The 25,492-nt window shown below is 71.7% G+C and carries 23 protein-coding genes; 14 read left to right on the plus strand and 9 right to left on the minus strand.

Annotated features, from left to right (window positions below):
* The first annotated feature begins 21 nt into the window (after nt 1-21).
* The gene (locus tag ACFPCV_RS17695) at nt 22-846 is read left to right on the plus strand and encodes a Ppx/GppA phosphatase family protein (protein WP_378057293.1); all 825 of its coding nucleotides are present in this window, start codon (nt 22-24) and stop codon (nt 844-846) included.
* Between the two features lie 9 nt (nt 847-855).
* On the plus strand, nt 856-1,290 hold the full coding sequence (locus tag ACFPCV_RS17700) for a hypothetical protein (RefSeq protein WP_378057294.1): 435 nt from the start codon (nt 856-858) through the stop codon (nt 1,288-1,290).
* Nucleotides 1,291-1,461: 171 nt separating this feature from the next.
* Here ACFPCV_RS17700 and ACFPCV_RS17705 read toward each other — a convergent pair whose 3' ends face one another.
* Entirely contained in the window at nt 1,462-2,931 is a 1,470-nt protein-coding gene (locus tag ACFPCV_RS17705; protein ID WP_378057295.1) for a discoidin domain-containing protein, read from the minus strand.
* A gap of 163 nt (nt 2,932-3,094) precedes the next feature.
* Between ACFPCV_RS17705 and ACFPCV_RS17710 the strand changes: the two genes are divergently transcribed.
* The gene (locus tag ACFPCV_RS17710; RefSeq protein WP_378057296.1) at nt 3,095-3,673 is read left to right on the plus strand and encodes a TetR/AcrR family transcriptional regulator; all 579 of its coding nucleotides are present in this window, start codon (nt 3,095-3,097) and stop codon (nt 3,671-3,673) included.
* On the opposite strand, the gene ACFPCV_RS17715 is transcribed toward ACFPCV_RS17710, so the two are convergent.
* The 4 genes from ACFPCV_RS17715 to ACFPCV_RS17730 all read right to left on the minus strand — a co-directional run bounded on the left by ACFPCV_RS17715 (nt 3,599) and on the right by ACFPCV_RS17730 (nt 6,199).
* On the minus strand, nt 3,599-4,105 hold the full coding sequence (locus tag ACFPCV_RS17715) for a GNAT family N-acetyltransferase (RefSeq protein WP_378057297.1): 507 nt from the start codon (nt 4,103-4,105) through the stop codon (nt 3,599-3,601). The genes ACFPCV_RS17710 and ACFPCV_RS17715 overlap by 75 nt on opposite strands.
* Nucleotides 4,102-4,971: an NAD(P)-dependent oxidoreductase gene (locus tag ACFPCV_RS17720; RefSeq protein ID WP_378057298.1), complete on the minus strand. Its 870-nt coding sequence runs from the start codon at nt 4,969-4,971 to the stop codon at nt 4,102-4,104. Before ACFPCV_RS17720 ends, ACFPCV_RS17715 begins: the two co-directional genes overlap by 4 nt.
* Nucleotides 4,972-5,041: 70 nt before the next feature.
* Complete coding sequence (locus tag ACFPCV_RS17725) at nt 5,042-5,713, minus strand: ATP-binding protein (RefSeq protein ID WP_378057299.1); 672 nt, start codon at nt 5,711-5,713, stop codon at nt 5,042-5,044.
* An 81-nt stretch (nt 5,714-5,794) separates the two neighbouring features.
* Complete coding sequence (locus tag ACFPCV_RS17730; protein ID WP_378057300.1) at nt 5,795-6,199, minus strand: cupin domain-containing protein; 405 nt, start codon at nt 6,197-6,199, stop codon at nt 5,795-5,797.
* A 51-nt stretch (nt 6,200-6,250) separates the two neighbouring features.
* On the opposite strand from ACFPCV_RS17730, the gene ACFPCV_RS17735 reads away from it, so the two are divergent.
* Entirely contained in the window at nt 6,251-7,213 is a 963-nt protein-coding gene (locus tag ACFPCV_RS17735) for a helix-turn-helix domain-containing protein (protein WP_378057301.1), read from the plus strand.
* Between the two features lie 772 nt (nt 7,214-7,985).
* Here the strand turns inward: ACFPCV_RS17735 and ACFPCV_RS17740 are convergent.
* Nucleotides 7,986-8,732, minus strand: a complete 747-nt coding sequence (locus tag ACFPCV_RS17740) for a putative hydro-lyase (protein ID WP_378057302.1) — start codon at nt 8,730-8,732, stop codon at nt 7,986-7,988.
* A 57-nt stretch (nt 8,733-8,789) separates the two neighbouring features.
* Between ACFPCV_RS17740 and ACFPCV_RS17745 the strand changes: the two genes are divergently transcribed.
* The 8 genes from ACFPCV_RS17745 (at nt 8,790) to ACFPCV_RS17780 (ending at nt 18,556) form a co-directional block, all read left to right on the plus strand.
* A complete protein-coding gene (locus ACFPCV_RS17745) occupies nt 8,790-10,058 on the plus strand; it encodes a hemolysin family protein (protein WP_378057303.1) in 1,269 nt (422 codons plus the stop codon).
* Between the two features lie 38 nt (nt 10,059-10,096).
* The gene (locus tag ACFPCV_RS17750; RefSeq protein WP_378057304.1) at nt 10,097-10,468 is read left to right on the plus strand and encodes a VOC family protein; all 372 of its coding nucleotides are present in this window, start codon (nt 10,097-10,099) and stop codon (nt 10,466-10,468) included.
* 76 nt (nt 10,469-10,544) lie between these two features.
* Nucleotides 10,545-10,895 (plus strand): hypothetical protein, encoded by a 351-nt coding sequence (locus tag ACFPCV_RS17755; RefSeq protein WP_378057305.1) that lies wholly within the window; start codon nt 10,545-10,547, stop codon nt 10,893-10,895.
* Between the two features lie 15 nt (nt 10,896-10,910).
* Entirely contained in the window at nt 10,911-11,414 is a 504-nt protein-coding gene (locus ACFPCV_RS17760) for a hypothetical protein (protein WP_378057306.1), read from the plus strand.
* 39 nt (nt 11,415-11,453) lie between these two features.
* Complete coding sequence (locus ACFPCV_RS17765; protein ID WP_378057307.1) at nt 11,454-15,893, plus strand: nSTAND1 domain-containing NTPase; 4,440 nt, start codon at nt 11,454-11,456, stop codon at nt 15,891-15,893.
* Nucleotides 15,894-15,962: 69 nt separating this feature from the next.
* Nucleotides 15,963-16,772 (plus strand): hypothetical protein, encoded by an 810-nt coding sequence (locus ACFPCV_RS17770; RefSeq protein WP_378057308.1) that lies wholly within the window; start codon nt 15,963-15,965, stop codon nt 16,770-16,772.
* A 91-nt stretch (nt 16,773-16,863) separates the two neighbouring features.
* Entirely contained in the window at nt 16,864-17,688 is an 825-nt protein-coding gene (locus ACFPCV_RS17775; protein WP_378057309.1) for a septum formation family protein, read from the plus strand.
* 145 nt (nt 17,689-17,833) lie between these two features.
* Nucleotides 17,834-18,556, plus strand: coding sequence for a S1 family peptidase (locus ACFPCV_RS17780; RefSeq protein WP_378057310.1), 723 nt, complete (start codon nt 17,834-17,836; stop codon nt 18,554-18,556).
* Between the two features lie 104 nt (nt 18,557-18,660).
* On the opposite strand, the gene ACFPCV_RS17785 is transcribed toward ACFPCV_RS17780, so the two are convergent.
* A complete protein-coding gene (locus tag ACFPCV_RS17785) occupies nt 18,661-19,164 on the minus strand; it encodes a winged helix-turn-helix domain-containing protein (protein WP_378057311.1) in 504 nt (167 codons plus the stop codon).
* Between the two features lie 431 nt (nt 19,165-19,595).
* Between ACFPCV_RS17785 and ACFPCV_RS17790 the strand changes: the two genes are divergently transcribed.
* The gene (locus ACFPCV_RS17790; RefSeq protein ID WP_378057312.1) at nt 19,596-19,949 is read left to right on the plus strand and encodes an STAS domain-containing protein; all 354 of its coding nucleotides are present in this window, start codon (nt 19,596-19,598) and stop codon (nt 19,947-19,949) included.
* A gap of 35 nt (nt 19,950-19,984) precedes the next feature.
* Nucleotides 19,985-20,545: a DinB family protein gene (locus ACFPCV_RS17795; protein WP_378057313.1), complete on the plus strand. Its 561-nt coding sequence runs from the start codon at nt 19,985-19,987 to the stop codon at nt 20,543-20,545.
* A gap of 203 nt (nt 20,546-20,748) precedes the next feature.
* Here the strand turns inward: ACFPCV_RS17795 and ACFPCV_RS17800 are convergent, their stop codons facing one another.
* Together ACFPCV_RS17800 and ACFPCV_RS17805 are read right to left on the minus strand one after the other, a co-directional pair.
* Nucleotides 20,749-24,444 carry a CARDB domain-containing protein gene (locus tag ACFPCV_RS17800; RefSeq protein ID WP_378057314.1) on the minus strand — a complete coding sequence of 1,232 codons (3,696 nt, stop codon included), beginning with the start codon at nt 24,442-24,444 and terminating at the stop codon, nt 20,749-20,751.
* A 217-nt stretch (nt 24,445-24,661) separates the two neighbouring features.
* Complete coding sequence (locus ACFPCV_RS17805) at nt 24,662-25,468, minus strand: tetratricopeptide repeat protein (protein ID WP_378057464.1); 807 nt, start codon at nt 25,466-25,468, stop codon at nt 24,662-24,664.
* Nucleotides 25,469-25,492: the final 24 nt, after the last annotated feature.

Genomic DNA, 25,492 nt, shown 5'->3' on the forward strand with positions numbered 1-25,492 from the left:
GGCTGTTTCAGCGCCCATCTCATGGTGGTGGAAACCTCTCTGACCAGGCCTTTGGTCTCGCACAAGGTGCGGCTGCGGCTGGATCGCGCGCTCGACGACGCCAACCGGATCTCCCCGGATGGCATCGATCACATCACCGAGGCGGTCGCCGAGGTGCAGGAGCGGCTCCAGGAGGTGCGGGTACCCGCGTTCATGGCGTTCGCGACGTCGTCGGTACGGGACGCGGCCAACTCGTCACAGGTGGTCAACCGGGTCGCCAAGCGCACCGGGCTGGAGCTGCGGCTGCTGTCCGGCGAACGCGAGGCGCGGATGTCCTACACCGCGTGCCGGTCGTGGTTCGGCACGAACGACGCGCTGGCGGTGCTCGACATCGGCGGCGGCACGGTCGAGGTGGCCGCGGGTGACGCCCGCAGGCCCGCGTTCGCCCGCTCCCTGCCGCTCGGCGCCCGCACGCTCACCCGGTCGGGTCTTTCGTTGCCGAAGCTGCGCGCCACGCTGCCGGACCGCATCGCCACCGCGCTGCCGGAGCACGCGCTCGCCGAACTCGCGGCGGGCCGCGCGGTCGGCTGTTCCAAGGTGTTCCAGCAACTGGCGGTGCTGACCGGCTCCCCGTCCCGCCTGCGGGCCGCTGACCTGGCCAAATGGATTCCCCGGCTCGCGGAGATGACCCCGAGGGAGCGGGCGCGGCTGCCGGGCATCTCCCGGCACCGGGCCCGGCAGTCGCTGGCGGGCGCGGTGGTCGCGGAGGCGCTGATGCGCGCGACGGGCCACAAAACCATCGAAATCAGCCCGTGGTCCACCAAAGAAGGCCTGTTGCTGAACCTGTTGCGGGAGCAGCGAAACTAGACTGGGCCGGTGGGCGTCAGCGAATGGCTCGCCGGAGCGCCTCGATACGAGCCGATCCGGCTGGTCGAGGCGTGGGACACCTACGAGCGCGCACTGGCCGAGCGCCCGGTCGACATCACGACCGCGATCGGCGACAGCCAGCCGACGTCGTTCAGCGCCCTGTACACGCACAGGGCCATCACGTACTTCGCCGCTCTGATCGGTCAGGAGCGGTGGCCCTGCCCGCTGGAGCTGGCCGAGGGTGCGGGGGAGGAGTTCCTCGCGTTCGTCGACCAGGACCTCCCACCCGGCTACGCCGACGTCCTGGAACGCACCAGCCACGTGCCGCCACGCAACGGTGTCCGCCACCGCAAGGTGTTCCGCGGCAGCGTGTACCGCCACCCGGACGTGGACGGCGTCTGCGTCCTGTGGCGCTGGTACGCGACGGAGTCCATTCCTGAGTAGCACGGGCGTCCCGTTGGATTCTGGCCGGCGGTCGGTGTCCGCTGCGCGACGAGATCCGGGTCGAGAAGCCCTTGGCGCCGCTCGTGTTCAGTTGCCAGCAGCCTGCTCAGCCACCCGGACCGCGCCGACGCCGTCCTTGCAGGGCCATCGGTGTCCTTCGCTGCTGTCGTCTCAGTTGCGGAACACCTGGAGTTCGGCGACCTGGCCCGCGGGCCAGCCGGTGTTGCCGCTGAACACCAGGCGTACGAACCGGTGCTGCCCCGCCGTGACGGGCATGGTCACCGTGTTCTGTGCGGCGGGATCGAAGTGGTGGCCCTGTGCGGGCGCGATCGTGGTGTACGACGAGCCGTCGCCGCCCTGCACCTGGATCGTCTGGGTGCGCGCACCCCACGACGGCGGCAGCGACAGCACGACCCGGCCCACGTCCTGTGCCGCCCCGAGGTCGACGGTGAGCGACTGCGGGAACGCGTGGTTGGCGCTTTCCCAGTAGCTGCCCTGGTTCCCGTCGTTGGCGTTGCGCGCCGGGTAGCCATGCTGGGTGCTGCTCGCCGTGATCGCCCTGCCCCGCGCCAGGTCCGGGTTCGCGGGCGGGACCGGGTCGCCGGTGAACCGCTCGACCCAGTAGCGGGTGCGGTCCAGGTAGGCGGTCTCGGCGGCGGCGCCGGTCCTGCCGTACGCGCCGTCGTAGGTCAGGTAGCCGTGGCCGCCCGGCGGGTCCGAGCGGGCCGGTTCGATGATCGAGCCCTCGTGCCACTCGTTGAACGACGTGACCGACACCCATGTCGGCGCGCCGCCGGTGGCGGGGTCGAGCGCGTTGTTCCACTGCCGGTCGTACATCGCGCCGTTCGCGCGGTCCACGGTCGGGGTGGTGTTGCCGGGCACCGCACGGTCGTCGACGTACCCCGGCGCGACGGATGGCGCCCACACCAGCCCGTTGGCCGCGCAGAAGTCCGAGGCGTTCTTCCAGCCGGGCGCGGTGGCGCCCGCGATGCCGTCGTAGGTGTACATGCCGCCGAAATGCGCGACCTTGCTGGTGTCGGTGGTCTGCGCGAGCACGATGCTCGTGTCCTTCACCTGTTCCAGCGCCGACCAGTCGGTGATGCGCAGGCTCTCGAACACGTAGAACGCCGCCCGGTTGCCGTGCGCCGCGTCCCGGTAGAACGCGGGACTGGACCCGTAGCGGGCGTGGAGGTAGTCGATGTCGGCGACCGTCGACGCCGCGGTGCGCCCGCCGTAGGGCTCCAGGTGCCAGGCGACCTTGACGCCGTGCCGCGCGGCAGCGGCCAGGATGGCGGGCGCCAGGTTGTCCTCGTAGGAGCCTTGACCCCACCAGCTGGTGACGATCACGCCGGCGCCGGACTGCCGGACCCACGCCATGTGCTGGTCCAGCACGGCTGTGCTGCCGGAGTCGTACGCGCCGAGCGTGGGGTAGAAGTCGGCGCCGATGTCGTTCGGGGGCGTGTGGCCGCCCTGGTCCCAGTGCCGCTGGGGGCCGTACCAGGGGTAGTAGAAGAGATGGACGTCCGACGGGACGGCTTGGACGGCCTCGGGCTGCGCAGCGGCCATCGGCGCGGGTGTGGCGACCGCGCCGAAGCCGAGCAGCAGAGCCAGAAGGCCGACGATGCTGTGCAGGGTTCGCATGTCTGCCCTTCGATCCTCGCAACACTGCCAGGTGTCTGGAAGGATACGCAGCGGCAACAGTTTACGGCAATATGCGAGCAGTGACCCGCAAAAAAGAGACAAAGTACTGCAAATGCTTGCGCTGTTAGTCTGCTATGACGATTGTCATAGCCGGGAGGGCGTTGTGGCTGGTGAGGAGCGGACGCCGCGTGAGCGGATGGTCTACAGCGCCGTGCAACTGGTCCGCGCCCATGGCGCGACCGGTACTGGTGTGCGGGACGTCGTCGAGCACGCGCAGGCGCCGCGTGGGTCGTTCCAGCACTACTTCCCCGGCGGCAAGGACCAGCTCGTGGGGGAGGCGGTGCTGTGGGCGGCCGACTTCGCGGCCGACCGGGCGCGCGCCTACCGCGCCACCGCGCGCAAACCCACGCCCGCCGGACTCTTCGCGCACATGGCACGCCAGTGGAAGCAGGAGTTCACTCGGCGCGGCTTCCTGCGCGGCTGCCCGCTGATGGCCGCCGCGGCGGATCTGGTCGGGGCCGGGTCACCCGTGTCGGGGCAGCTGCGGGACGCGATCGAGCGGTGGGAGGCGGCCGTGGCCGGTGAGCTGGTCGCCATGGACGTGCCCGCCCGCCGGGCGAAGCGGCTCGCGACGCTCATGGTCAGCACGCTGGAGGGTGCGATCATGTCAGCGCGGCTGCGGGGGGACCTCGGGCCGCTCACGACCGTCGTCGCGGAGCTGGCGCCACTGCTCGATCGCTGACCGCACGTCCAGGTCGAGCGTGGTGTCGCAGCCGTGGTGCTGGGCCGACACCACCGGCAGCGTCCTGGTGAGGTAGCCGAGCAGCGAGGTCCGGCACACCGCCATCCGCACCACGGTCACCCCGGCGTTGGCGAGCAGTGCCGACACCAGTTCGCGGCCGAGCCCCTTGCTCTGCCAGCGGTCCTCGACGATCGTCGCCACCTCGGGCACCGACGGTTCCCCGAACACCGGGCCGACGCTCGCGAACGCGACGACCTCGCCGTCGGCCTCCGCGACCAGCGCGACGTGCTCACCGGCCAGGCAGCGCCGCAGGTACGCGGGCGGGAACCGCGCCACGTTCCCGTGGAACCGCTGGTAGCGGGTCCTCGGGGAACACCGGGACAGCATGCGGGCCAGCGCGTCCACGTCGCCTGCCCGCAGTGCCCGGATCACGACGCGGCCGTTCTCGCCTCGATCGCGCGCACCACCGCGACCATGTCCTCCTGCCCGTGGCCGAGTGCCGTGGTCTCCCGGTACAGCGCGTGGCACACGTCCAGCAGCGGTGACGCGATGCCCGCCTGCCGCGCGGCCGCCGCGACGAGGCGGTTGTTCTCCAGCACGTTCGTGATCGACGCCTGCACGCCGAAGTCGCCCGCGAGGAGCTTCGCGGTCTTCACCCGCGACACCGCGCTCGCCATCGGGCCCTCGTCGAGCACCCGCGCGAACCGGTCCGGGTCCAGCCCGTGCCGCTGCGCGAAGTGCACCGCCTCCGCGAGCCCGGTGACCATCGTGATCAGGTACAGGTTCACCGCGAGCTTGGTCAGCAGCCCGTTCGGCACCGGCCCGCACAGCACCGTCTCGTGGCACATCGGCGCGAGCAGCGGCGCGATCTCCCCGGCCGCGTCCCCGGCCAGCATCGCCACCAGTTCGCCCTTCACCGCGGGGATCCGTGACCCGGACACCGGCGCCTCGACGTACCGGCCGCCCGCCGCGGCGACGTCGTCGGCCAGTGCCCGCGACCAGCCGGGCGCGGTCGTTCCCATGTGGACGACGGTGTGCCCGGCGACGTGCTCCGCGAACGCGGGCGTGCCCCGGCCGAGCACGGTGTCCACCGCGGCGTCGTCGGCCAGCATCATCAGCACGGTCGACGCCGACGCGAACACCTCGGCCGGGCTCGCGGCCACCGTCGCGCCCGCCGCGCGCAGCTCGGCGCACCGACCCGGGGTGCGGTTCCACACCACGAGCGGTGTCCCGGCCCGCGCCAGGTTGGTTGCCATGGGCCGGCCCATCACGCCGAGCCCGAGAAAACCCAGTCGCACTGAGACCTCCCGGTGTTATGACAGCCGTCATAGTAGCGCCGGCATGACAGCCGTCATAGTCCCGTTCGCGTCACAGTGCCGCCCACACCACCTTGCCGCCCCTGGCCGTCGGCGTCGTGCCCCACGCCGCCGCCAGCCGGTGCACCGCGCCGAGCCCGTGCAGTGGCCGCTTGGTCGGGTCCGGCTTGGGCGGGGTCGGATCGTCGTCGATGACGGCCACCGTCAGCTCGCCGTGGCGGAGTTCGACCCGCAGCGACGGCTGGTAGGGCGTGTGCCGGATGGTGTTCTCGACCAGCTCGTTCGCCACCCACACCGCATCGGCGGCACGCGGCTCCTCGACGTGCCAGCGCCTGCAGCAGTCGCGGACGAACGCCCGCCCCGCGCGGCCGCCCATCCGGGTGTTGGGCAGTTCGCGCCGGGCGAGCCTGCGTGCCGGCGGGTTGCCGACGGTCGAGAGCGCCTCCGCCACGGTGCGGTGAGCCAGGTCACCCTGCAGGCGGCCGCGGGGGTCCACCACCAGCAGTGGCACGCCCGGCCACCGGCCGGTCGCCTCGGCCACCTCGTCGAACAGCGTCGTCAGGCCGGGCAGCTCCAGTTCCGTGATCTCGACCAGCACGGCACGTGGTTCGGCCGCGGCGGCGGCCAGCAGGCGGTCACGCAGAACGTCGGCGCTCGCCTCGTCAAGCGTGCCGGTGGGCGCCAGTATCGAGATGTGGTCCTGAAGTTCGATGTTCTCGTGCACGACCGCGTTCACCTCCCCGTCTGGCTCCGGGATGCCCTGCGGGGACAGGTGAAAACGCGGGGAGTGGGGTTTGTGTCGTGCTCAGGCGGGTACGCGCGACGGCAGTGGATGTCCGGTCGTGGTGTCCACGTTCGCGGGCACCTCGTCGTGCTCGTCGCCGACCGAAAGCGTGCCCGACGGCTCGACCAGCAGCACGGCCGCGCCCGCCGAGGACGACGGCTTGTGGAACACCCCGCGTGGCACCACGAACACCTCGCCCCTGCGCAGCGTCACCGTGCGCTCGCCGCCGTCCTCCCTCAGGCCGATGTCGATCGAGCCGTCCAGGACCAGGAAGAACTCGTCGGTGTCGGTGTGGACATGCCACACGTGCTCGCCGGCGAAGCGGGCAAGGCGGATGTCGTAGTCGTTGACGGTGGTGACGATGCGGGGGCTCCACGCCTCGGAGAAGCTCGCGAGCGCGGAGGCCAGGTCGATCGGCTGGGTCATGTGCCGATCCTGACCCTGGCGCGGCCCGCGCACGAGTGCTAGGAATCGCACATGCCGAAAGAATTCTCGCACCGGGTGGCGGTGCTCGTCGACGACGGGTCGAACCCGTTCGAGCTGGGCGTCGCCACCGAGCTGTTCGGGCTGCGGCGCCCGGAGCTGCCGTGCCGCTGGTACGACCTCACCCTGTGTGCGGCCCGGCCGGCCGTGCGGATGCACCTCGGCATGTTCACGATGACCGGGGTCGCCGGCCTCGACGCCGCGGCCACCGCCGACACGGTGATCGTGCCCAACCGGCCCGACCCGCAGACGGCCGCCGACCCGGCCGTGCTCGCGGCGATCCGCGGCGCGGCCGACCGCGGCGCCCGGCTCGTCAGCTTCTGCACCGGCACGTTCACCCTCGCGCAGGCCGGGGTCCTCGACGGCCGCCGCGCGACCACGCACTGGCGCTGGGCGGACGAGTTCGCCAGGAGGTTCCCATCCGTGCGGCTCGAACCGGACGTGCTGTTCGTCGATGACGGCGACGTCCTCACCGCGGCGGGCAGTGCCGCCGCACTCGACCTCGGGCTGCACCTCGTGCACCGCGACCACGGCGCGGAGGTCGCGAACGCGGTCAGCAGGCGCCTGGTGTTCACCGGCCACCGCGACGGCGGGCAGCGCCAGTTCGTGGAACGGCCGGTGCCGCCGGTGCCGGACACGTCGCTCGCACCGGTACTCGAATGGGCCAGGGAACGGTTGGGCCGGTCGCTCACCGTCCCCGACCTCGCGAACCGCGCGGCGACCAGCCCCGCAACGCTGCACCGCCGGTTCCGCACCGAACTGGGCACGACGCCGCTGGCGTGGCTGACGACCGAACGGGTGACGCTCGCCTGCCGTCTCATCGAACGTGGTGAGCAGCGCCTGGATCGGGTGGCCTCGGCGAGCGGCCTCGGCACCGCCGCGAATCTGCGGGCCCAACTGCGCAGGCACACCGGTCTGTCCCCGTCGGCCTACCGCCGCCGGTTCGGCCCTCTGTAGCGCCGGGCTGCCGTGACGCCGTGAAAGGCGCATTAACGGCATTCGGGGTGCCGTCAACGCGCCTTTCACAGCAGTCGCGAGGGCGCTGCGCGCCCGGCCCCGCGAAGCTGTTCCGAAGGTGCTTTCGGGGCATGGCTGGTGTTGTGAGTGTGCCGATAGGGACGTGCAGTGTCTCTATCGGCACACTCACGGCTGTCGCGATCGAACCGGCCGCGTCTTTCGGACACTGAACGAGCCCGCACCGCAAGGTGAGTCGTTGCTCGTGGCAGGGCCGCCGCCCGGCCACACCAGGAACCAGCAGTACAACCATCGGCGGATCCAGGCTGAGCGCCGTGAATGCGCCTTTCACGGCACCAAGCCAGGGCGCTACGCGCCCCGGGCCCGCGAAGCGGGCCTCAGCCCGCGCAACCCTGACGGTGGCGTAAGCCCACCAGCAAGGGGCTCCCTGCCATCCCGTCGACCTGGCAGCGCCCGATCACGCCGTGTCAAGGGGGGCCAAACACCCGAATCACAACACGCACGAATCGGCCCCCCTTGGCGCGGTGTGATAGCCCGTAGGGAGGTCGACGGGATGGCAGGCAGACCCGAACCCAACCGCCACCGACATGCCCCTCCGCCACCCCGGAGACCTGCCCGTCCGGCGAGGACAAAGACCACCAAACAGGCACCCCCGAGACCGCCCGCCCGGCGAGGACAAACAACCCAGACAGCCACCCCCGAGACCGCCCCTCCGACGAGGACAAACCACAGGACCAGTGGCCAACCCCGGCAGCTACCCCACGCGGTACTCGCTGTCCGGTACGTCGGTGACGAACATGTGGCCCGGCGCGTGGGTGATCGCAAACGGTGGCTTCGACGCCATCAGCACCGCCTGCGGGGTCACGCCACACGCCCAGAACACCGGTACGTCCCCCGCCTCCGCGACCGGCGGGTCGCCGAAGTCGGGCACCGCCAGGTCGGTGATGCCCAGCGCCGACGGGTCGCCGACGTGCACCGGTGCGCCGTGGACGGCGGGCATCAGGCCGCTCACCCGGACCGCGGTGTCGACCATGGCCGCCGGGACCATCCGCAGTGACACGACCAGCGGGCCGTGCAGTCCGCCCGCCGGGCGGCATTGCCGGTTCGTCACGTACATCGGCACGTTGGGGCCGTGGCGCAGGGGCACGCCCGCCTCGGCGAGTGCCTGCTCGAACGTGAAGCTGCAGCCGATGAGGAACGCGACCAGGTCGTCGCGCCAGTGGGTGGTGGCGTCCGCCGGCTCGGCGGTGAGTTCGCCGTACCGCCAGACGCGGTAGCGCGGGACAGCCGTGCGCAGGTCCGCGCCGGGCGCGAGCACGGTGTGCGGGCTGCCGGGGTCGGTGACGTCGAGCACCGGGCACGGTTTCGGGTTGCGTTGCGCGAACAGCAGCATGTCGTAGGCCAGGTCCACCGGCACCGCGATCAGGTTGGCCTGTGTGTAGCCGGGGGCCAGGCCCGCGGTCGGGCCGGTGACCGTGGTCCTGACGTCGTGCGGTGTCATGACCTGAACGTAGCCTTCTGTCGGTACCGTTGTCGCTCATGTGAAGCGGGGGGCTGCATGAGCGAGTATGGGTTCGACATCGTTCTGGTCGGGGTGCTCGTGGTGTTCAACGCCCTGTTCGCGGGCAGCGAGATCGCGCTCATCTCGTTGCGGGAAGGGCAGTTGAGGCGGCTGGAACGCCGTGGCGGCGCGGCGAGCAGGACGCTGGTGCGGCTCGCGCGGGACCCGAACCGGTTCCTCGCGACCATCCAGGTCGGCATCACGCTCGCCGGGTTCCTCGCGTCCGCGACCGCGGCCGTGTCGCTCGCCGAGCCGGTCGCGCCGCTGTTCTCGTTCCTCGGCACCGCCCGCGAGGCCGTCGCGATCGCGTTGATCACGCTGATCCTCACGTTCGTGACGCTCGTGTTCGGTGAGCTGGCACCGAAACGGCTCGCCATGCAGTACGCGGAGCCCTGGGCGCTGGCGGTGGCCCGGCCGCTGGACCTCCTGTCCCGCGTGTCGCGGCCGGTCGTGTGGGCGCTGGGCCGCACCACCGACCTGATCGTGCGGATGTTCGGTGGCGACCCCAGGGCCTCCTCGGAGCAGCTGAGCCCGGAGGAGCTGCGGGACCTCGTTGCCGGGCACCGCGGGCTCAACGCCGAACAGCGCACGATCATCACCGGTGCGCTGGAGATCCACGAACGGATCCTGCGCGAGGTGCTGGTGCCGAGGCGGGCGGTGTTCACCATCCGTGCCGACGTGCCGGTCGCACAGGCCCGTGCCGCGCTCGCGGAGTCCGGCCACTCGCGGGCGCCGATCGTGCGCAACGGGCACCTCGACGACGTGGTCGGCGTGGTGACGCTGCGGGACCTGCTCGACGACTCGACCACGCTGGCCGCCGTGGCCCGGCCGCCGGTCGTGTTCCCCGACTCGGTGCGGGTGTCGGACGCGTTGCGGCGCTTCAAGGACGAGCGGGCGCAGTTCGCGCTGGTGGCGGGCGAACACGGCGCGATCGAGGGCATCGTCACGCTCGAGGACCTGCTGGAGGAGATCGTCGGCGAGATCTACGACGAGACCGACCGGGACGTGATGGCCGTCCAGACCCGGCCCGACGGCGCGCTGCAACTGCCCGGCACGTTTCCCGTGCACGACCTCGTGGACGTCGGCGTCGAGCTGACCGACCGCCCGGACGGCGACTACGCGACGATCGCCGGGCTCGTGCTCACCGCGCTCGGCCGCATCCCGACCGCGCCGGGTGACCGGGTGGTGCTGACCGAGTGGACCGTCGAGGTCACCGCCGTCGCCCACCACGCGATCACCGAGGTCCGCCTGCACCCGAGGCAGTAGCGCGTTTGACGGCCCGCGGGCGGGTGTACACCGCCGCCATGACGATGACGTACACGGGTGCGGTCCTCGACGCGCCGGACGCCCGCGAGCTGGCGGCCTTCTACCGCCGCCTACTGGGGTGGACCACCGAGGAGGACAGCGAGCAGTGGGTGGTGCTGTGCGACCCGGCAGGCACGGCCCGCCTGTCGTTCCAGACCGAGCCGGGGTACCGGCGGCCGGTATGGCCGGGACGGCCTGGTGAGCAGTTGATGATGGCCCACCTGGACATCGAGGTGGACGACCTGGCGGCCGAGGTCGCGCGGGCTGTCGAGGCGGGCGCCGAGGTCGCGGACTTCCAGCCGCAGGAGCAGGTGCGGGTGTGCTTCGACCCGGCCGGGCACCCGTTCTGCCTGTACGTCAGGGAGAACTGAGCCGCGGAACCTTCCGCTTATCGCGCGCGTAAGTACCGAACAGAATGGTGGCAGGTCGACGGGAAGCGGGGCCACCATGAACAGGACACGCGCGACCACGGTGGTGTTCGCCATCGTGCTGGGGGTGCTGGTCGCGGCGGCGGGGGCGTTCGCCACGCTCTTTCTCACCGAGCGGTCGGCGGCGGGCGCGGTCGGCGGGCAGGTCACGGTCGCGGAGCGGGAACTGGCCGGTGCGCGGGACCGGCTCGGCACCGAGAAGTCCACAGTGGACGAACTGGCCGTCGAGGAGCGGGAGCTCACCGACGGCGTCGAGGCCCTGCGGGCGTGCGCGGACCCGACGAAGGCGGCGATCGCCGCGGTGCGGGCGGAAAACGACCAGGCACTCGCGGACGCGATCGACCTGATGCTGCTCCACTGCACGCGATGAGGGCGGAGAACGACGATGACCGACTACTACGCACCTTCGTACCAGCCACAGCAGCCGCGACCGCAGCAGCAGCCGCGACCGCAGCAGCCGCCGCCGTACCTGCCGGTGCAGCCGAGGCGATCGCCGATCTCCCACCCGATTCCCCAGCAGTACCCGCCCTGCCCGCAACCGCCCTCGGCGCCACCGAGGCAGCGGGCACGGGTCGTCCTCCTGGTCGCCTGCCTTGTCGCGTTCGCCGCGGCCACGGTGTTCGGGGTGCTCTACGTCGGCGCGGACGGCGACCACGACACCGCGGTGGCCCGGTTGGACGAACGGAAGGCGCAACTGGCCGACGTCCGCGCGCAGCTCACCGCCACCGAGTCCGAACGGTCGGCCGCCGAGTCGCGCAACACCGACCTGGCGGCCGAACGGACCTGGCTCACCACATGCGTCGACGCCGTACAGCACTACCTGTGGGACGAGTTGGAGACAGCACCCCGCAAAGCCGCACTCGACGCCATGTTCACCGCGTGCCAGTAGGCTCACCCGGCACGACCGGAACCTGGGGAGGCGCGGGACATGGACGATACGGCCCCCGAGTTGTTCGGCCCGTATCGGATCGAGGAGTTGCTCGGCCGCGGTGGCATGGGGGCGGTACACCGGGCGTTCGACACCGAGCACGAGCGCCACGTCGCGCTCAAACGCCTGCCGGTCAACGCCGGTGACGAGTTCCGCGCCCGCTTCCGCCGCGAGGCCAGGCTGGTCGCCGCGCTGAACGAACCGCACGTGATCCCCATCCACGCGCACGGCGAGATCGACGGCCGCCTGTACCTGGACATGGCGCTGATCGACGGGCCCGACCTCAAACGCGTCCTGGCCGACGGGCCGCTGCCACCGGCGCGGGCGGTCGAGGTACTCGGCCAGGTCGCGACCGCGCTCGACGCCGCGCACACGGCCGGGGTGCTGCACCGCGATGTCAAGCCGGCCAACATCCTCCTCGACGGCGCTGGCACGGCCTACCTCGCCGACTTCGGCATCGCCCGCTCGCTCGCCGAGGACGTCACCAAACTGACCGACACCGGCGACTACATCGGCACGCTCGACTACATGGCGCCGGAACGGCTGATGCGCGGCGACGTCGACGCGGCCTCGGATGTGTACTCGCTCGCCTGCGTGCTGTTCCAGTGCCTCACCGGCCGGGTCCCGTTCCCGGCGCCGGACTCGGTCGGGAAGCTGTCGGCGCAGCTCAACGATCCGCCTCCGGCGCCGTCGCTGTTCGACCGCCGCATCCCGCCCGCCATGGACCTCGTCGTGCGCACCGGCATGGACAAGGACCCCAGACGGCGCTACCCCAGCGCGGGCGAGCTGATGGCGGCCGCCGCCGCGGTCACCTCGGAGGCGCCGACGACCGTGGCGGCCGGGGCGACGCTGACCGGCGGCCACTTCGTGCGGCTGCTCATGACCATGGTGAGCGGCCGGGACGTGCCCAGGGCGCACCACACGCCGGACAGCTGCCCGTACCCGGGGCTGCAGAGCTTCGGGATGCGGGACAGCGACTGGTTCTACGGCCGCGAGCAGTCCGTGCGGGACCTGCTCGCCCGCCTTTCCCGGCAGCGCGCGGAGGACGGCCCGCTGATCGTGGTCGGCGCGTCCGGTGCGGGCAAGTCGTCGCTGCTGAACGCGGGCCTTCTCGCCGCGCACACCAGGGCGGGTGAGAGATCGCTCGCCATGACCCCCGGCGACCGTCCGATCGGGACACTCGCGGCCCGCCTCGCCGCGCTCACCCGCTCCGACGCACAGCAGCTGGCGCAGCGGCTGTGGTCGCGGCCGTCGGACTTCGGCGAGCTGTGCCAGGCGGCGGCAGGCCAGCGCGGCCCGCTCGTCGTCGCGGTCGATCAGGCAGAGGAGCTGTTCACCCAGTGCCGGGACCCGCGTGAGCGGGACGCGTTCGCGACGGCGCTCGCGAGCGCGTGGCCCGCCAGGGTCGTGATCGCCGTCCGCGCCGACTTCGTCGAGCACTGCATCTCGTTGCCCGCGCTGAAACCCTCGCTCGACGCGCCGTACGTGCTCGGCCCGCTGAGCGTGGACGAGCTGGCTCGGGTGGTGACCCAACCGGCGGCGGCCGCGGGGCTGGAGCTGGAACCCGGTCTCGTCGACCGGCTGATCACCGACGTCGGCGCGGGCCGGGATCCCGGTGCGCTGCCGAGGCTCGCGCACGCGCTGCGCGAGACGTGGCACAACCGCGACGGGAACCGGTTGACGCTCAACGGCTACCAGCGCACCGGCGGTGTCGACCGGGCGGTCGCGCTCACCGCGGACGGCGTGTACGACCGGCTGCCGGAACGGGACCGGTGGGCGCTGCGTGCCGCGCTGCTGCGGATGGTCACGCTGCTGGACGGCGGCGGCGGTGGTGTCGGCATCGCCCGCCGCCGCGCCCGCCGCGACGAGGTGCCGCCACCCGTGCTGGAGAGCCTGGTCGCCGCGCGGCTCGTGACCGTCGACCGGGACACCGTCGCCCTGTCGCACGACGCGCTGCTGACCGCGTGGCCCCGGCTGCGCGAGTGGGTCGAGGAGGACCGGAACGGGCTGCTCGTCCGCCAGCAGCTCGCGGAGGCGGTGGCCGCGTGGCGCAGGAGCGGCCAGGACCGGGGCGACCTCTACCGCGGCGCCCGGCTCGCCGCCGCGCTCGACTGGAGCGCGGGACGCACCGACCTCACACCCGACGAGCACGCGTTCCTGCAGGCAAGCGACCGGGACCGGCGCCGCACCACCCGCAGGCTGCGGGGGCTGGTCGCCGGGCTCGCCTCGCTGCTCGTGATCGCGTTGGTGGCCGCCGTGGTCGCGGTGATCTCCCGCGGCGAGGCACAGGACCAGCGCAACGTCGCCCTGTCCCGCCAGCTGGCCGCCGAGTCGCTCGCCGAGGCGTTCGTGGACCCGGTCAGCGCGATGCGCAAGGCAGTGCGGGGCTGGCGGGCGAGCCCGACCGCGGAGGCACGCGGCGCGCTGCTGTCCGCGCCGGGCCTCACCTACCCGTCGTCGTTCCCCTCCGGTCTCGGGCAGGCGTACTCGGTCGACCTCAGCCCCGGCGGCGAGCTCGTCGCGGCCGGGTCCGGCGGGGGCGAGATCGCGGTGTGGGACGTGGCCGAGCACAGACGGCTCGACCTCGACATCACGGGCGCGGGCACCATCAGGACGGTCCGGTTCTCCCCGGACGGGCGCATGCTCGCGGTGTCGTCGATCGTGTCCGGCTCCGCGGAGGAGAGCGGGGTGAGGATCTGGTCGATGCCCGACGGCAAGCTCATCCGCAGGCTCCGCCACAACGTGAACGCGATCGGGCCCGCGTCGTGGCGGCCGGACGGCGCCGCGGTCGCCGCGCTGTCGATCGACAGGGAGGGGGTCGCGCGGGTCGGCGAGTGGGACCCGTGGACCGGCAACCTGATCCGCTGGGTCGCGCCGGTCGGGGCGAACGTGGCCAGCCTCGAGTACGACAGACCGGGCGAGCGGCTCGCGATCGGCCACGGCGACGGCGTGCTGGACCTGTGGGACGTGGCGACGGGTGCGCTCATCGCCCGGCACGACGACCACCGGCGGACCGCGGTGGTCGGCGAGGACGGGTACGTGCCGGTCCAGGTCGCGTTCTCGGACGAGCTGCTGGCGAGCGTCAGCATCGCGGACAACACGATCCGGCTGTGGAACGCGAAGACCGGTGCGCTGGTGCGGCAGTTCGCGGACATCACCCGGCATGTCACCGACCCCGGTCAGGGCCCGATCGCGCTCGCGTTCGGCTCGGACGGCGCGCTGCTGTACACCAACAGCGACTCGACCACGCTCACCTCGTGGGACGTGCTGACCGGCAGCTACTCGGGCGTCCTCGCCCCCGGCCCCCGCGCGGGCACGATCGTGGGCAAGACGGTGCTCGCGATCGACGTGTCCGACGACGGCCGCACGAAGGTGGCCGCCACCAGCGACGGCACGGTGCTGCGCTGGCACTCCAACCCGAACTGGTACGTGCGGCCGACGGGTTCGGTGACCGGTCTCGACTTCAGCCCGGACGGGAGGACACTGCTCGCCGGTGACGGCGAGGGCGGCGTGGAGACGTGGGAGGCCACGACCGGGCGGCAGCTCACCAGCGACCGCGTCGACGGCGCGGTGTTCGCGGCCGTCCACACCCCGGACGGGCAGCGGATCACCGCCACCGCCGACGGCACCTTCACCATCACCACCACGCGGGCCGGGGTCGCCAGGCCGAGGTCGGTGCGCCTGACCGGGCGCCAGTTCCGCGGCGCGCTCGCGGTGTCACCGGACGGCAGCATGTTCGCCGCGGCGCACCAGAGCCCCGTGCGGGTCGAGGAGGCGATCGACCACAAGATCGTCATCTGGGACACCGCGACGCTCAGGCAGCGCGCGGTGCTGGAGCTGGGCGCCAGGTCGCCTGCCGACCTCACGTTCTCCCCGGACGGTGAGCGGCTGGTCGCGCTCGCGAACAGCGACGGCGACTCGACCGTCGGCAGCGACCCGGACGGCGACAACTCCTCCACCATGGTCTCGTGGCGGGTGCCCGGCTTCGACGGCGCGAAACAGGTGCCGCTCGACGAGAACACGTTGTCCGCACTGGTGTTCACGCCGGATGGCCGGTCCGTGCTCACGGCGGGCACCGAGGGCGTCATCCAGGTCCGCGACGCCGCGACCGGCCGGGTGACCGACCGGTTCGGCGGCCACTCGTCGACGGTCCGGGAGATCGCCGTCGCCCGGGACGGGCGCACGATCGCGACGGCGACCGTCGAGGACCCGGTGATCCGGCTGTGGGACCTGCCTGGGCGCGAGCTGCGCGCGGTGCTGACCGGGCACGGCGCCTCGCTCAACGAGATCGTGTTCTCCCCGGACGGCACGATGCTCGCGAGCGGCGGCACCGACACCGACGTCGGCGTGTGGCGGCTGGACCCGGACGCGGTGGTGCGGCAGCTGTGCGAGAACCTCGCCGACGCGGGCGAAGAGGACCTCGGGTCGCTCGGCTGCTGAGGGTGGCGGGTGCCGTCTCTGTGCCCAAAAGGTGCTTTCCGGGGCTTGCCCGCCAGGTAGTCTGCGGCAATGTTGCAGGTCATGGTGCGGGGCAACGATGTGCACCCGGTACTGCTGACGACGGGCGAACGCCTGTTGTTCGGCCGCGACCCCCACAGCGTCAACGGACCGGGCCCCGGCCGGGTGGAGCTGCGGCTGCCCGCCTCGGCGCCGCACGTGTCCGGCACGCTGGCCGAGCTGGTGGTCGGCAACGAGGCGGCGTGGCTGCGGTGGATGGGCGCCGGTGAGGGCAGGCTGTCGAGCCTGCTGGACGCCCCTGGCGGCGCGCGCCGCGTGACGTTGGTGCGGGACATGACCGCACTGCTGGACGGCGGCAAGAACGAGCTGGTCGTGCTGGCAGGCAAGCAGGTCGGCGCCGAGCTGTTCACCGACCTGCTGATGACGTTCACGGTCAACGCGCTCATGCCGTCCACGCCGTCCACGCCCCCGGCCCACCGCGACACGGAGCTGAAACCCCACGAGCGCAAGGGACAGCTCACCCGCCACTCGAAGGAGTGGTACGTGGCACTTGCCCTCGCCGAACCGTGGCTGGCGGGCGACGACGACTCCCCGTTCCCGCCGACGAACCGCCGCATCTACGAACGCATCCGCGACTGGCGCGGCGGCCACGCGTGGAACCTGGAACGGCCACAACGCGTCGATGACGCGATCCGCACGGTCTCCCAGATCGCGTTCGGTGAACTGGCCGACCCGTACTCGGAGGCCCGCGACGGCCGCATCCAGAACCCGAGGTTCGCGGTGGGCAAGCGGGTCGCCGAGTACCGCCTGGTGACGGCGGACGACCTGACGGAGGTCGAGCACGCGGTCCGCCGCAGGTAGCTCCGCCGCGCCGGTGACCCGAGGGCCATCGGCGCGGCCGGTTCCGGTCGACGGGGACCCGTCCCGGCGGGTCCGTGGTTGTCTGCGGGACATGTTCCGCCGTGTCGTGCCGTTCCTGGTCGCCGTCCCGCTCGCCGCCTGCGTGTCCACTGTGGGCGGCAAGTCCGCCGCGGCGCCCGTGCCCACCGCACCGACCACCACCACGACGACGACCGGGCCGCCGCCCGACGGCGCGTACCCGCCTGGCGACTGCCTCGCCATCGAGGACGGCATCCAGGTGGTGTCGTGCGAGGAGCCGCACGAGTACGAGGTCACGCTGTCCGACGAGTTGCCTGCCGGTGTGCCGGACACGTTCCCGCCCGAGCTGGCCACGGTGGTCGGCCCGACGTGCCGCGAGACGCTCGTCGAGTTCACCGGCAGCACGGACGTGGAGGCGAGCCTCGTCGAGGCCGCCTACGTGTGGCCGACGGAACCGCGGTGGCGGGCCGGGCAACGCTGGTACTCGTGCCTGGCGAGCGTCGACTCGGCGAACGGCGAGACGACGCGCAGGACCGGGTCGCTGCGCGACGTACTGGCCGACGGACTCGGGGACCTGCGGCAGTGCCTGGTCGGCGGGCCCGCCGACCCCGGGCCCGCGATCATGGTGTCCTGCGACCAGCCGCACCGCAGCGAGGCCGTCACGCCGGTGGTGAAGCTCGGCGAGCTGAGCGGACCGCCGCCGACGCGGGCCGACATCGAGGCCGTGACGACGGGCGAGTGCCGGGCCGCGGTCGAGGAGTACCTCGGCGGCGAACGGGACGGCGTCGGGTTCGGCATGAGCTACGGGTCACCGGAGCAGTGGCCCGCCGGATACAACACGGGGACGTGCATGGCGATCTCGGACGCCCCGGTCACCGGGCTGATGGGCCCGGCCTGACCAGCGACCCGCGTCCTTGGGCGGGATAGCCGGTAATTCTGGGAAGTTCGCTTCCTTGCCCGGTCGCGCCGGCGAGTGGTGAGCTGGGGTTTCCCGATTCACCCCCTGCACGCGGTCGCACGACCGCAGAATCGAGAAACCGGATATGAAGCTGTTCAAGCTCGCCCTCGCGGTGGTGGGGGCGGCACTCGCACTCACCACGGCCGCCCCGCAGGCGGTCGCCGCCCCGCCGGAGCCAGGCGGTGGCGCCACCCCGTTCATCATCGGCGGTGGCAACGCGTCCAACGCGCCGTGGGCGGCGCGCCTGTTCGTCAACGGCCAGCAGAACTGCACCGCGACGATCATCGCGCCGCAGTACGTCCTCACGGCCAGGCACTGCGTGTCCAGTTCCGGCTCGTACTCGTTCCGGATCGGCAGCCTCGACCAGACCAGTGGCGGCACCGTGGCCAACGCGACCGCCATCACCCGCCACTCGCGGGCCGACCTCGCGGTCGTGCGGCTGGACCGCAGCGTCTCGGCGACGTACTCGCCGCTCGGCACGTCGAGCAACGTCTCCGTCGGCCAGACCGTCCAGGTCTACGGCTGGGGCGCCACCTGCACCAATCAGCCGGAGATCAACTGCCAGTCCCGTTACCTGAAGTACGCCGACGTGCGCGTCACGTCGGTGAACTGCCGTGACTACACCGGCGGCGTCGCGGTCTGCGCGCAGCGGATCAACGGCATCACCGCGGGCGGTGACTCCGGCGGCCCGATGTTCGCGTCCGGCAGGCAGGTGGGCGTCGCGTCGACGAGCGACCGCGCCACCCGCACCGCGTACACCAACATCACGTCGTACCGGAGCTGGATCCGCTCGATCGCGGGCGTGTGACCCGGTAGTCGCCACCGGGGCCGGGCGCCACCACGGTGCCCGGCCCCGATTGGTACAGAGCCTTCCGTGGTGTCACAGCCGTGCTACTGGCGGAGCGGACCGGGTCACAGCACCGCCCACTCCGGTGCCGACTCGACGACCACGTCCTGCGGGCCGTCGAAGCGGTAGCCCACCCCGCGCACGGTGCTGATCCGCGGCCGGTCCGGGCCGAGCTTGTCCCGCAACCGTCTGATGTGGACGTCGACGGTGCGGCTGTTCATCGGCTCGTGGATGCCCCACACGTCGGCCATGATCGTGCGGCGCGGCAGCACCCGCCTCGGCCGCTGCGTGAGGTACAGCAGCAGGTCGAACTCCAGCCTGGTCAGTGGGATCGGCAGGCCGCGGCGCAGCACCGTGCGCGAGTACGGCACGATCCGCAGCCGCTCGTCCCCGGTGTCGGCGGCCGACTGGCGGGGGTAGGGCAGTTCCGGGACCGCGCGCTGGGTCACCGCGACGCCCGGCAGCTCGGCGACCGAGTGCAGCAGTTCGGACAGCGCGGCGAGTGTGTCCGGGTTTCGCGGCAGCTCGATGTTCAGGTGAACGACGATGGTCGGGGTCGGCAGCAGCACAGGTGCACCTCGCTGGGGTCGGCAACGGGCTGGCAGGACGAACCGGCACAGCCCTGGGCCGCCACGATGGCTGGGTCGGTGTGGCGGCGCCTCGTGAGCGGGACCTGGGGCACGCCGTCCATAGGACCGGTCCCGGCGGCTGGTGTCAATGACCCGTCCGGGGATTCCGCGCTCCGGGCCGGAACGTGCAGGGGAATCCGCACGCGCACGGACACGTTTCCGCCACGTTTCCGCGCGTCGGGCGCGCGACCGTCCGAAATGGACGTACCCGTCCGGGTCCGGCTCCCGGCGCGATCTTCCTCCGGACGGGTGAAATCGCACGGAGTCCCCCGGAATCGCGGCTACCACGGCGAACGAGGGCTCGCGCCGGGCACGAACCCCAACTATGCTCGACCGTCTCCCCAGGCTCGCGCCACCAAGTGGAGGCCGTTGTGATCGATCTCGACGCCCTGATGTGGGTACAGCGGACCGTGGACAACCTCTCAGTGGTGGTCCAGGCAGGTGGTGAGGTCGACATGCTCACCGCCCCGCGGCTGTCCGCGCAGCTCGACCAGGCGGAGGCCATCGTGGTGCCACCGGCCCCGGTCGTGCTGGATCTGACGAGGCTCACCTTCCTCGGGTCGGCTGGGCTGGCGGTGCTGCTGACACACCACGAGCGGTGCGCCGAGATCGGCAGCACGCTCCAGATCCGGACCAGTGGCAACGTCGTGACCCGCCCGCTCGCCATGACCGGACTCGATCGGGTGTTGACCGTCGTTTCGGAGCTCGCGGGGTCCGCTCGCTGAACGTTCCTGTCGGTGGTGCGACCTAACCTGTCGCCATGATCACCCCCTACCTGCACCGCTACCTCCAGCAGAGCCGTGACGCGCTGGTCGCGTCGCTCGACGGGCTGTCGGAGTACGACGTCCGCCGCCCGATGACGCCGACGGCGACCAACCTGCTGGGGCTCGTCAAGCACCTCGCGGGGATCGAGTTCGGCTACCTGGGGGAGTGTGTCGGGCGGCCGGTGCCGGTGCCGTTGCCGTGGAACGACGAGACGATCTGGGACAGCGCGGACATGTGGGCGTTACCGGGGGAGAGCCGGGAGTACCTCGTCGGGCTGTACCGGCGGGCGTGGCGGCACACGGACGAGTCGCTGGAGCAGCTCGGCCTCGACGCGCCAGCGACGGTGGCGTGGTGGCCGGAGGAACGCCGCGAGACGACCCTCGGGCACCTGCTCGTGCGGGTGGTCGCGGAGACCGCCCAGCACGCGGGCCACGCCGACATCGTGCGCGAGCTGGTCGACGGCCGCGCGGGGAGGGACCACGAGGACATCGGCGACACCGGGTGGTGGGACCGGCACGTCGCGCGCGTGCGGGAGGCGGCGGAGCACCACCGCTGACGCACGTCACCCGAACAGGGTCGCCAGACGGGTGAGGTGGCCTGTTCTCGGCGCGGGCAGTTCGCGCAGCGCCGTCTCGACGGCTCGACCAGGGGTGCCGGGTTCGTAGGCCGCGCACCGATTTCACGGCCGGATCCAATGGTTCGGTCCGGCACCGGGGCGGGTTGCGACCCGCCCCGGCACCGGACCGGTCTTCCCCTCCGCTACCGGGTGCCCCGGCGGCCCGCCGCCACCGCCGGGACCTGCCCGCCGGTGATGACGAACTGCGACCCCGGCTCGACGACGATGTCGTCGATCGCCGAGTTCGTGATCGTCACGTTCGTCAGCGTCGCGCTGCCGCGTGCGCCACCCATGGCGAGGATGCCCGCGCCGTTGTTCGACCGGTCGATCTTCACGTTGGTGATCGCCACGTTCGGCACGTTGCCGCCACCCGTCTTGAACTGGATGCCGTCATAGGTCGAGTCGTGGATCTCCGTGTCCCGCAGCGTCACCCCGGTGATGTCCTTGCCCTGCGCGAAGAACGTGATCGCGCCGAACTCCTGCTGCTCGCCCCAGAACACGCCGCCACACCGGTACAGGGCGTTGTTCGCGATCAGCGTCTGCCCGGAGAACGGCAACGGGTCGTGGTCCGTCGCCAGCATGATGCCCGGGTAGTTCATCGTGTCGTGGATCAGGTTGTTCTCGATCTTGTTGCCGTGGCCGCCGTAGATCGCGATCCCGTTCGCGCGCCACGGCAGCTGGATCGTGTTGTTCGTGAACACGTTGTCGTGCGCGACGTCGACAGAAGGATCCTTCACGTACTGGTTCGCCCACACGGCGAGCGAGTCGTCGCCGGTGGTGCGGAACGACGAGTTGAACACCTTCGAGTTCCGCGTGCCGTTCGTGAAGTTGATGCCGTCGGCGTAGGTGTCGCGGATCCGCATGCCGCTGAACTCCAGGCCGTCGGCAGGACCCCACAGCTCCGGTTTGTTGCTGTAGTCCCTGCCGACCCACACCCCGACGTTGGCGTGCTCGATCCACACGTTCGTGATCTTCGTACCGGTGCCGAACCGGCCGTTGAGGCCGACCCCGCCCTCCGCGCCGCCACCGCCGCGGATCCGGCCGGAGCCGAAGATCGCGATGTCCGAGATCTGGGTGTTCTCGTCGATGTCGAACCCGAAGTTGCCCTCGTGCGGGTGGTTGATGCCGCCCGCGTTCTGCGGCTCGATCAGCGAGTACAGCTGCGAGTGCCACATGCCGGCGCCGCGGATCGTCACGTTGGAGATGCCGACCTGGTTGTACTGGCCACCACCGTTGGGCACGGTCGGGTCGTCGGTCAGGATCTTCCGCTCCTGCCGCCACTGGCCGGCCGGGATCCACACGCAGCTGATCACACCGTTCTGGTCGTCGGTCACCGCGCGCTGCAACGCCGCCGAGTCGTCGTTGCCGTCGTCCGGCACCGCGCCGTACTCGGTGATCGACGTGCAGCCCGCCGGCTTGTCCGACGGCGGCGCCACCTGCTCCAGGTCGACGAGGTCGATGACGTAGAACGCCGCGTTGTCACCGCTGTCGCGCTGCAGCCGGAACTTCGTGCCCGGCGGGTAGGACCGCGACAGCAGCGCGTGCGACTCGTCGAACAGCCGCCGCGCGTCGGCCTGCGGCGTGTTCGTCAGCCCTTCCGGGTCGTCGGTGTTGCCGTACAGCCAGCTGTGCTTCGACGACAGCGTCAGCTTCTGCGCGAACGTGCCGTTGACATACAGGCTGATCGTCGCGTCCTGCCCGCCGCCGCCGGGGGCGTCGGGGATCGAGTTGCGCACCACGATCGAGTTCGCCTGGTTCGTCGACGTGAACTCCACGTACTGGCCCTGGCCGGTCAGCCGCACCGACTCGCGGCCGGACGACTCGGTCGCGAAGTTGGTGTGCCCGAACGTGCGCAGCGGGTCGGTCTCCAGGAGCTGGCCCTGGTACTGCGCGTCCTCCGCCTCGTACTCGACGTACGGCACCGCCGCGCCGCGGCCGACCACGATCGCCCGCGACAGCCCGTTGTTGGACTCGTTGGTCTCCGCGACCGTGTTCGTCGCGTCGGCCGTCGCGGTGAGGGTCGCACCGCCGTTGGTCGCGGTCCACGTGCCGGACATCGCGACGTTCGCCGTGGCCCCGGCCGCGATCGTGCCCGTGTTGGTGTTCAGCGTGGTGCCGCCGACGGCCAGCCGCGTCACCGAGGAGCCCGCGCTGCTCGTGCCGCGGTTGTGCACCGCGACGGTGAACGACACGGCCGCGCCGACCGCCGGGTTGGGCGGGTTCGACGTGATGCCGGTGACCTGGAGGTCGGGTCCTGGCGACTGCGCGATCACGAGCGGCGTCGGCGAGGTGAACGTGTTGTTGGCGTCGTTCTGCTCGAGCACCGTGTCGGCCGGGTCGACGGTCGCGGCGACGCTGTAGCTGCCCTGCGGCCGGGTGCCCGCGTTCACGGTCACCGTGGTGGCCGCACCCGCGGCGAGCGCGCCCACGTTCGCGTTGCCGACGACGGTGCCGCCGAGGCTGACGTTCACGGTCGTGGCGCCGGCACTCGCGGACCCCGCGTTCCGCACGGTCGCCGAGACCGCGATCTGGCTGGTCTCCGTCGGGTTCTCCGGCGTCCAGCTCGTGCCGGTGACGACCAGGTCCGGGTTCGGTGCCGGGGTGCCGATCACCTGGAACTCCGCGACCTGCCCGCCCGGCGCGCCCGAGTTGGCGAAGAACCGCAGTCGCACGTCCGCTGCCCGCCCGCTGACCGGGACGGTCACCGAGTTCTGGTTGGCGGCCGGGTCGAAGCGGTGGTCGGCACGGGCCTTCAGCGACGTGAAACCGGAAGCGCCCTGGTCCCGGCCGAGTACCTCGAAGGCCTGGGTCCGCGCACCCCAGATCGGGTCCGGGTCGAGCTTCACGACGACCTGTTCGAGGTCGGCGTCGGCGCCGAGCTTCACCGTCAGCGTGTTCGGGTAACCGGCCGCGGACTCCCAGTAGGTGCCGGTGTTGCCGTCGTTGGCGTTGGCCGCGACGAACGAGTGGACCGTCGACGACGCCTCGATCGGCTTGCCCTCTGCGAGGTTCGCGCCCGCGACGGGTCCCGCGCGCACGACGTGGTTGCTGTCGGCGGACTCGTTGCCCGCCGCGTCCCGCGCCCGCACGAAGTACGTGAGCCGCGTGCCGGCGGGCCGGTTCTCGGTGAACGTGGTGCCGGTGACCGTGCCGACCGGCGCACCGTCGCGGTAGACGGTGTAGCCGGTGACGCCGACGTCGTCGGTCGAAGCCGTCCAGCTCAGCCGGACCTGCCCGGCGCCGGGTTCGGTGAGCGCGAGGTTCACCGGCGCCGTCGGCGCCTGCGTGTCGCCGGTGTCCGGCCCGTACAGCTCGAACTCGGAGAGCTGCGCGGCAGGCCACCGCGTGTTGGCGGTGATGTGCAGCCGTACGTACCGGGTGGACGCGGTGACCGGGATCGTGACCGTGTTGGCGCTGGGCGCGAACGTGTACCCGGCCGTCCCGGCGAGGTCGGTGAACGACGTGCCGTTGGTGCTGCCGCGCACGACCAGCGTCTGGGTGCGGGCCTCCCAGTTCACCGGCAGCTTCAGCACGATCCGCGACAGTGCCCTCTGCGCCCCGAGGTCGGCCTGGATCCACTGGGGAAACGCGTGGTTGGCCGACTCCCAGTAGGTGGCCTGGTTCCCGTCGACGGCGTTGGCCACCGGGTAGCCGGCGAGCGCGCTGCTGGCCGACACGGTCCTGGTCAACGGCACGTCGGCGACCGCGACCGGCCGGGGTTGGGCGACAAGGCGGTCCGGCGAGGGACCACCGGCCGCGGAGGCGAATGAGATCCCGGCGACGGAAAGCCCCGCCGCGAGGAGACCGGCGACGAGCCGGGAGAGCCGCATACGTGTCATGGCGTCTTCTCTTCTCTGAGACAGCAGGGGTGCCAGAGCTGTAAGCAGCATGCAACAGCCGGTAGACGACATGCAAGAACTTGACGTGAGTCAGAAAATTTGCGACTACCGGTGGCTGTGTTCGAGACGGGTGCGGACGTCCCGAAAGACGCCTCCGGGACGTCGGGTGTCCCGGAAGCGTCGTTCAGGGCATGGCGGTGTTGTGAAGGCGGCCGGGTTACGCCGAGCCGGAGTCGCTCTCCGTGGCCGGGCTCGACCTTCTGCCCATGGCGGACAGCTCCTCGATGACCTCGATGGCCTCCACGTAACGGCCCACCGCGGACAGTGCCTGCTCAAGGTTGCGCAGCGACAGCACGAGGTCGCGCTCGAACCGGTCGCGGTCCTCCTTGACCAGGCGTCGGCGGATCGTCACGGCCTTCTCGATGAACGGCAGCCCTTCCGCCGACTGGCCCAGCTTGTGCAGCACGGCGCCGTAGTTGTGCAGTGCCATGGCCCGGTCGCCGTCCCGCGTGGCGGGCAGTTTCGGGGCCAGTGCCGCGGCGTCGCGGAACGCGGGCATCGCCGCGTCCAGGTCACCGCGCTGGTGGCGCCAGAAGCCGAGCGAGGTGAGAGCGGCGAACAGGACCGGCTCGAAGCGGTCCGGGTCGGTCGGGGTGAGCGTGCGGAAGATGTCCACCGCGCCGCTGACCGCGGACAGGGCCTCGTCGACGCGGTTCAGGTCGGCGAGCAGGTGTGCCTTGGTCAGCAGCGCCGCCGCCATGTTCGGCGCGTACCGCAGTGGCTTCTCCTGGATGTGCTTGTTGCCGATCTGGATCGACTCGTTCAGCGCGGCCAGCGCCTCCTCGCGGCGACCGGCCTCGGTCAGCCTGCGTGCGTAGTCCAGCAGCACCGAGCCGACGTCGAACTCGTGCCGGGACCACCTCGCCGCGAGCCAGCGCGTCAGTTTCAGCGTGAACTCGGCGTTGTCCAGGTCCCGTGTCAGCCAGTCCTGGCGTTTCCTGCGCCATCGTCGGCCGCGTCCCATGTTCACCCGCCCCAGTTCAGCTGC

This window comes from Actinophytocola glycyrrhizae, assembly GCF_042653545.1.
GTDB classification, from domain to species: Bacteria; Actinomycetota; Actinomycetes; order Mycobacteriales; family Pseudonocardiaceae; genus Actinophytocola; species Actinophytocola glycyrrhizae.

Excerpts from the sequence above, each read along its gene's own strand:
- ACFPCV_RS17695 (WP_378057293.1), top strand. The coding sequence starts at position 22 with ATGGTGGTGGAAACCTCTCTGACCAGGCCTTTGGTCTCGCACAAGGTG.
- ACFPCV_RS17705 (WP_378057295.1), bottom strand. The coding sequence starts at position 2,931 with ATGCGAACCCTGCACAGCATCGTCGGCCTTCTGGCTCTGCTGCTCGGC.
- ACFPCV_RS17730 (WP_378057300.1), bottom strand. The coding sequence starts at position 6,199 with ATGACCCAGCCGATCGACCTGGCCTCCGCGCTCGCGAGCTTCTCCGAG.
- ACFPCV_RS17735 (WP_378057301.1), top strand. The coding sequence starts at position 6,251 with ATGCCGAAAGAATTCTCGCACCGGGTGGCGGTGCTCGTCGACGACGGG.
- ACFPCV_RS17740 (WP_378057302.1), bottom strand. The coding sequence starts at position 8,732 with ATGACACCGCACGACGTCAGGACCACGGTCACCGGCCCGACCGCGGGC.
- ACFPCV_RS17745 (WP_378057303.1), top strand. The coding sequence starts at position 8,790 with ATGAGCGAGTATGGGTTCGACATCGTTCTGGTCGGGGTGCTCGTGGTG.
- ACFPCV_RS17750 (WP_378057304.1), top strand. The coding sequence starts at position 10,097 with ATGACGATGACGTACACGGGTGCGGTCCTCGACGCGCCGGACGCCCGC.
- ACFPCV_RS17755 (WP_378057305.1), top strand. The coding sequence starts at position 10,545 with ATGAACAGGACACGCGCGACCACGGTGGTGTTCGCCATCGTGCTGGGG.
- ACFPCV_RS17760 (WP_378057306.1), top strand. The coding sequence starts at position 10,911 with ATGACCGACTACTACGCACCTTCGTACCAGCCACAGCAGCCGCGACCG.
- ACFPCV_RS17765 (WP_378057307.1), top strand. The coding sequence starts at position 11,454 with ATGGACGATACGGCCCCCGAGTTGTTCGGCCCGTATCGGATCGAGGAG.
- ACFPCV_RS17770 (WP_378057308.1), top strand. The coding sequence starts at position 15,963 with ATGTTGCAGGTCATGGTGCGGGGCAACGATGTGCACCCGGTACTGCTG.
- ACFPCV_RS17775 (WP_378057309.1), top strand. The coding sequence starts at position 16,864 with ATGTTCCGCCGTGTCGTGCCGTTCCTGGTCGCCGTCCCGCTCGCCGCC.
- ACFPCV_RS17780 (WP_378057310.1), top strand. The coding sequence starts at position 17,834 with ATGAAGCTGTTCAAGCTCGCCCTCGCGGTGGTGGGGGCGGCACTCGCA.
- ACFPCV_RS17795 (WP_378057313.1), top strand. The coding sequence starts at position 19,985 with ATGATCACCCCCTACCTGCACCGCTACCTCCAGCAGAGCCGTGACGCG.
- ACFPCV_RS17800 (WP_378057314.1), bottom strand. The coding sequence starts at position 24,444 with ATGACACGTATGCGGCTCTCCCGGCTCGTCGCCGGTCTCCTCGCGGCG.
- ACFPCV_RS17805 (WP_378057464.1), bottom strand. The coding sequence starts at position 25,468 with ATGGGACGCGGCCGACGATGGCGCAGGAAACGCCAGGACTGGCTGACA.